This is a genomic window from Dyadobacter sp. (genome assembly GCF_051859145.1).
In the GTDB taxonomy this organism is placed as follows: Bacteria; Bacteroidota; Bacteroidia; order Cytophagales; family Spirosomataceae; genus Dyadobacter.
This window is the reverse complement of record NZ_JBHYGF010000285.1, coordinates 1-5,623: the sequence shown is the minus strand read 5'-3', so window position 1 is coordinate 5,623 and position 5,623 is coordinate 1. Positions and strand designations below refer to the sequence as shown.

General features: G+C 47.6%; 3 protein-coding genes. 1 reads left to right on the top strand and 2 read right to left on the bottom strand.

Translation table 11 applies throughout. The annotated features are described in order from the left end of the window. A partial coding sequence (locus ACTIE6_RS16265) for a capsule assembly Wzi family protein (RefSeq protein ID WP_439557645.1) occupies nt 1-1,584 on the bottom strand: 1,584 nt, incomplete at its 3' end. Nucleotides 1,585-1,742: 158 nt separating this feature from the next. Between ACTIE6_RS16265 and upp the strand changes: the two genes are divergently transcribed. Then, nucleotides 1,743-2,387, top strand: coding sequence for a uracil phosphoribosyltransferase (gene upp / locus ACTIE6_RS16260; protein WP_439557644.1), 645 nt, complete (start codon nt 1,743-1,745; stop codon nt 2,385-2,387). Nucleotide 2,388: 1 nt separating this feature from the next. Here upp and ACTIE6_RS16255 read toward each other — a convergent pair whose 3' ends face one another. Next, nucleotides 2,389-5,433, bottom strand: coding sequence for a carboxypeptidase-like regulatory domain-containing protein (locus tag ACTIE6_RS16255; RefSeq protein ID WP_439557643.1), 3,045 nt, complete (start codon nt 5,431-5,433; stop codon nt 2,389-2,391). Between the last annotated feature and the right edge of the window lie 190 nt (nt 5,434-5,623).

Sequence of the window (5,623 nt, the reverse complement as noted above, 5' to 3'; positions counted from 1 at the left end):
AAATGTGGTACTTGCCTTGATTCCCTGGCCGATTTTCTGATTTAAATCGCCTTCGCGGTTGATACCTCTGCCTTCATAGCTTTTAGAAATATCACCTCCAAAGTTCATCATAGGATCATTGGAAGGGTCTTTTCCCTGTGTGGCTACCATCAGGGTTCCATAAGCAGACAGGCGGGGAGTGACCTTATAGCGGATTATACCAAGGTATTCTCTGAAATTAGCCCCGAGCGGATGAGCGAGTGACTGGCCGTAATGCATGTAATTTCTACCGCCATCTTTATGAGAATAAGTGTAGGGGCGAACCAAATTATATTCTGCCTGTAAGTCGAGATTCGGCACACCGAATGCATCTACGTACTTGGCGCCAACTTGAAGACTGTATTTGTTAGTCCAAGATTTGCTGCCATTGAAAAGGAATTTTGTCAAAAATTCATCCAAAACAAATTGCCCGTAAACAGAAGCCTTGTTTGCCACAAGCCAGCGGAAATCAAAACCCAGCAATGCATTGTCCTGACTACCTATATACGATTCAACATATCTGTAAAAAATGATCGGGTTGAGGTAATTGAGATCGTATCCGCCGCCTACTGTATCCCGGTTGAAAACTTCTGCTTCAAACACACCAATATTGATCTTATCTGTCAGATTGAAGCTTAAATGGTGAATGGCGGCAAACTTTTTGTGCCTCAGTTCTTCGGTAAAAGCATTGGAGGATGCATTGATCATGCTCGTCCACAGATTGGTATAATGGAACTTGCCTAACTGTGTGTCCAGGCGCAAAAAGAGGTAGGGACTGCTGTTATCCGAAAGAATCAGTGACCGGTAGCCGCTACCAAACGTATTATGATCGTGGCCAAAGCGGAGGTTTATGCTTTTCAATGGACGGAATGTGATATACCCGCGTGCACTCAAAAAGTCTTTTCCATTGCGTGTGGTTTTCGCCAGCCCTTCTCCCGGGAAGCTTTTAGCGATGGTCGCCAACTCACCGACAGTATTTACATAATTAGGAAACCGGCCCTGGTTATCAGCGACGTAGGTGTAAAATCCAAGCTTTTCATTGATCATTCCCCGGATCTCGACGCCCCTCGCTGTAAACCACATGGTAGAATCGGTAGTGAGACCACCGGCGGATAGGTGATCCCGGCCAATGAAGTTAGTAGTAGTAAAGTTAAAATGCAGGTCGAAGTCCTTGTTGTGAATGCTGTAAAGGTCGGCGGGGTGATGAAAAAACCGTCTTTTCTGCCCTTTTGGCGGTACTTTAAACCAATGCAGTCGCGAAAGCTGGTCGTATTTCAGTGAATCCGTTGCGACCATTCCGTTCGTCCATTCCCAGCTGTCTTCCCGCAGGTAATCAATCGTCTCCCAGTCGCGCTCGGTAAAGTTGACAGTTCCCTCCTTGAGAATGGAATCGGTAAGTGCAACAACCGCCTTTCTCTCAAATGGTTTGGTATTATAATGAAAACCTTCCGTGAATTTGCCCCGCTTGATTTCAAGACGGTCGATGAGATGGTAGTAGTCGTCGTTGAAAGGTATAAATGAACTTTGTGCGTGTCCGTATGACAGGGATACCAGTATGATCAACAAGGTTTTAAGATACCGGCTTATTCCTGGAACCATAGGCAAACAAAATCTACTGTTCACACAAATCGAACTTTTGCGAAGAATTTTTAGAATTATACATCCAAATTACGTCAATGAATTTGTATTATCTTGCATGGAGTAGCTTAAAAACTGTCGATTATATGTTTTTACTAACCCAAAAACCTTCCATTGCGGATCACTATCTGGCCGAGTTGCGTGATGTAAATTTTCAAAGAGACCGGATGAGATTTCGTCGGAATATGGAGCGGTTGGGGGAGCTGCTGGCTTACGAACTTTCAAAAACTTTGACCTTCCGGACCTCCAAAGTGGAGACCCCGCTCGGGGAGGCGCCTTCCCGTTCATTGCTGCAACCGATTGTCCTGGCCACGATTTTACGCGCTGGACTTCCGCTTCACCAGGGTTTTCTGAACATTTTCGACCATGCAGACAATGCATTCATCGGCGCTTACCGCGGGCACCACATTCATGATGAGGATGAGTTTGAAGTCGAAATGGACTATATCACCAGTCCGGACCTGACAGGCAAAATCCTCGTGCTGATTGACCCGATGCTGGCAACCGGCCGGTCCATGGAAAAAGTGTATCACGCATTGCTGCGCTTTGGAATTCCTTCCCAAACCCATATCGCCTCCGTGATCGCCAGTCCCGAAGGCGTTGAATATTTACAGCAGCGCATTCCGCAATGCAGGCTCTGGCTCGGCGCGGTCGACCAAAAACTGAATGAACAATACTACATTGTTCCAGGTCTGGGCGACGCGGGCGACCTTGCTTACGGAGAGAAATAGCCTAGTTCAGCAATTCATCGAAAGTGATACTTATATAATAGGTAGAGCCTACATTCGGGCTGGCGTATGATTGAATGTACGACTTACCCAGTAAGTTGGTGCCGCCCACTTTTATAATGGACTTGATCGGCGACACTTTCAGGCTCACCTGTGCATCCAGATTGTGAATAGCCGGCACTTTTGTATTTGAAAAAACAGGAATACCCGTGCTCGTCGGAACCACGAAGCTTGACTCCCACAAATAAGCCTGCTGATACCGATATACCACATTAAAGCCCAGCGAGTTACTGCTGGTGATCCTCTTGCCAAAATTGACATTGTACCGGTACTTCGGCGTATTGAAAGAGGAATACTGGACTTCCGGCGACGGGGTAAAATTGCGAAGCTCATTGTTCGCCACATTTCCACCTGCATTAAAGCCGCGCGGCAAGGCATAGTTAAGTCCGATTGCAAAGCCGGTCGTTGTAATTGTTTCCGATGTATTTACAACCCGTGAAAATCCATTGAAACTACCCACGCCAATGCCGGATTCTATCGGGAGTCCTGGTGCCGCTGGTGCGGTAGGAACCACAATAACCCCTCCGCCGATCAGATTCCTGTATTGACTCACATAATAATAAGCATCGATAAAGAGCTTTTTCGCAATAACTCCTTTGTAACCAATCTCGTAAGAAGCAATCCGCTCGGGTTGTAAACGCCTGGCATTGTACTTGGGAAGTTTTGCCAGCGCGTAAGCCTGCGCCAGAGTAGGTACCAGGCCAGGAACCTGTGCGGCCAGAATACCGGGAAGTTGTGAAGAAAGTGCGCCTGGCAGGGCCTGGTTCACTCCATTGGTAATCGCGCTTTGAATAACAGCGGCATCATTCGGGATTTGACCGGCTGCTACTGCCTGGTTTACTGCCGCGGTAACCTGCGTTGTAACTGCCTGGGTAATGGCGGCCGTCGCCTGCTGGGTTACCACTGCTTTGGCATAGGTGGTGGCACTCGCAACAATGCCCGGGTCACTATTGATCACTTTTGTGATTGCTTCCGTCGAAAGATTCTGGCGCAATATCCCATTTGCCAGATTGTACCTCGCGTCAAATTCAGGTAAGCCGCCGATCAGTGTGCCAGCCGGGGTTTTCAGGTCGATATATTGGTTTTGAGTTGTGGGAATGCGAAAACCGGTTTGATAGGAGAGGCGGATATTGTGTTCACCGAAAGTGGTTACTGCCGATATTCTGGGTGTAAACTGGCCTTTGAAATTCTCATTCTTATCATACCTGATCGACCCGGTAAGTTTCAAGTGGTCGGACAGGAGCGATTTCCCTGCCTGCAAAAATGCGCCGAATTCATTGATCGGGATTGTTCCGGACCTGCCTTCTTTAGTATCGGCAAATAAAGTACCTGCCGAGCGTAACTGATATTGCCTGAAATTGGCCCCGGCAAGTACTTCCACTACTTTGATTTGGTTTTTGAAATTATAAAAACCTTCCACGTGATAAAGATTGGTTTTATCAGCAAAACCGCCGCCGCCTTCTACAATGGGCATGTTCCGGTACTTGTCCAAAAGCTGGGTAAAGGCTGGCGTTCCTGGCATGGGCATATTAGCGTCAGCAGTTTGCCGGGCTAGCAAATGCGCCTGTGTCTCGTCGCTCCCCGCCGCGCGCGCTGCGGCGAATGTGCCGGTATACTGGCCAAACCAGATATTGTTCGGTTTGAAATCGTTCAGCATGGAAACCGCCGCCAGTCCCGACAGATATGATTTACCAGATCTTTCCTGCGTGGTGTACGCGCGCACTGTGAAATTATCGCCGCGCAGTTCGAGTTTTGCCTGTGTCAGATTGAAGTTCCGCAATGCATAGCGACCGGTGCCGGTATAAACGGTTGTTCCGTACCCATAGTTAACCTGCGCCACGGCTTCTACTTTTTCATTGATCCGGTAATGTAAAGCTGCATTGGCTTTGAAGCTCTTGGTATTATAATCCACGAGATCTTTTTCAAGAAAGCCTGTGCGACTTACAAATGTACTGGGTACCAATCCGACTGCCGCCTGCGGAATCTGTCCCGCATTGGCCAGCGACTGCGCAACTGCATTGATGTTGGTCTGAATTTCATCCCCATAAACATTGACACCATCGTAGTCCAGTGCAGTACCTGCGCCACGTCCCGGATCTGCATTTCCGCCAACATTCAAATTGGTGTAATTAGTTGCTTCCCAATCAGTCGCGCGGATCAGTGAAATATTAGCCTTGAATGCGATCTTGTTGTTAAAGGCTTTTGCATACCGGATTGTTGCATCTACGAACGGTGTCGTGGGTTTATTTCTGCGCGATTCATGCATGATCCCGCCCTTTACACTGGCACTCAGTCCCTGGTATAGGAAAGGACTTTTACTGTTCATCAGGATTAGTCCATTCACTGCATTCGGTCCGTACAATGCAGAGGCAGCGCCGGGCAGTACCTCTACGCTTTCTACGTCCAGTTCTGGAATACCGATGATGTTATCAAGCGGGAAGTTCAGGCCAGGCTCCTGGTTATCCATTCCGTCGATCATCTGAACAGTCCGCGGGTTACCTGTGCTGCCAAATCCGCGCATATTAACCGACTTGAACAGAAAACCCTGTGTCGTCATATCAATGCCTTTGAGATTATTCAGGGCGTCGTAAAAGCTGGCGGAAGGTGTGTCGCGCATATCGCGCAGGTTCATTTTTTCGATTGCTACCGGGGATTTCATCACCGATTCTTCGCCCAGGGTAATCTGCTCAACCAGTTGGATGTCAAGATTGGATTGGCCCGACGTAACGGCAACTTCCTGTGTCTGAAAGCCAACCGATGAAATTACGAGCGTGAAAGGCGGGACAGAGCTGGTATTCAGGCTGAATTCTCCTTTATTGTCGGTGATAGTACCCGCCACTTTTCCTTTGATCTGAATGCTGATACCTGCCAGCGGCTCGCGCGAGGCTGATTCTGTCACTTTGCCTTTGAGGCTGGTCTGGCAAAATGCAACAGCAGGGAGCAAAAGAACCAAGATCAGAACGTGAATTTTTGTAAAAATTGATCCCATTGATTTCAGGTTTTTGATGTGGATTATACAGGAGTAACGTACAAAATTTTCTTTGAATTTTGACAAAGTTATTATGGCTAAATTTTGTTCATAACAATGTGGCTGTGGGTGCATTCATGATGATTTCAGTTGATTTCAAGGGTCAATGACCGTTTTATGGTAATTTAACTTGCCTTTTTGACTGTTTGGG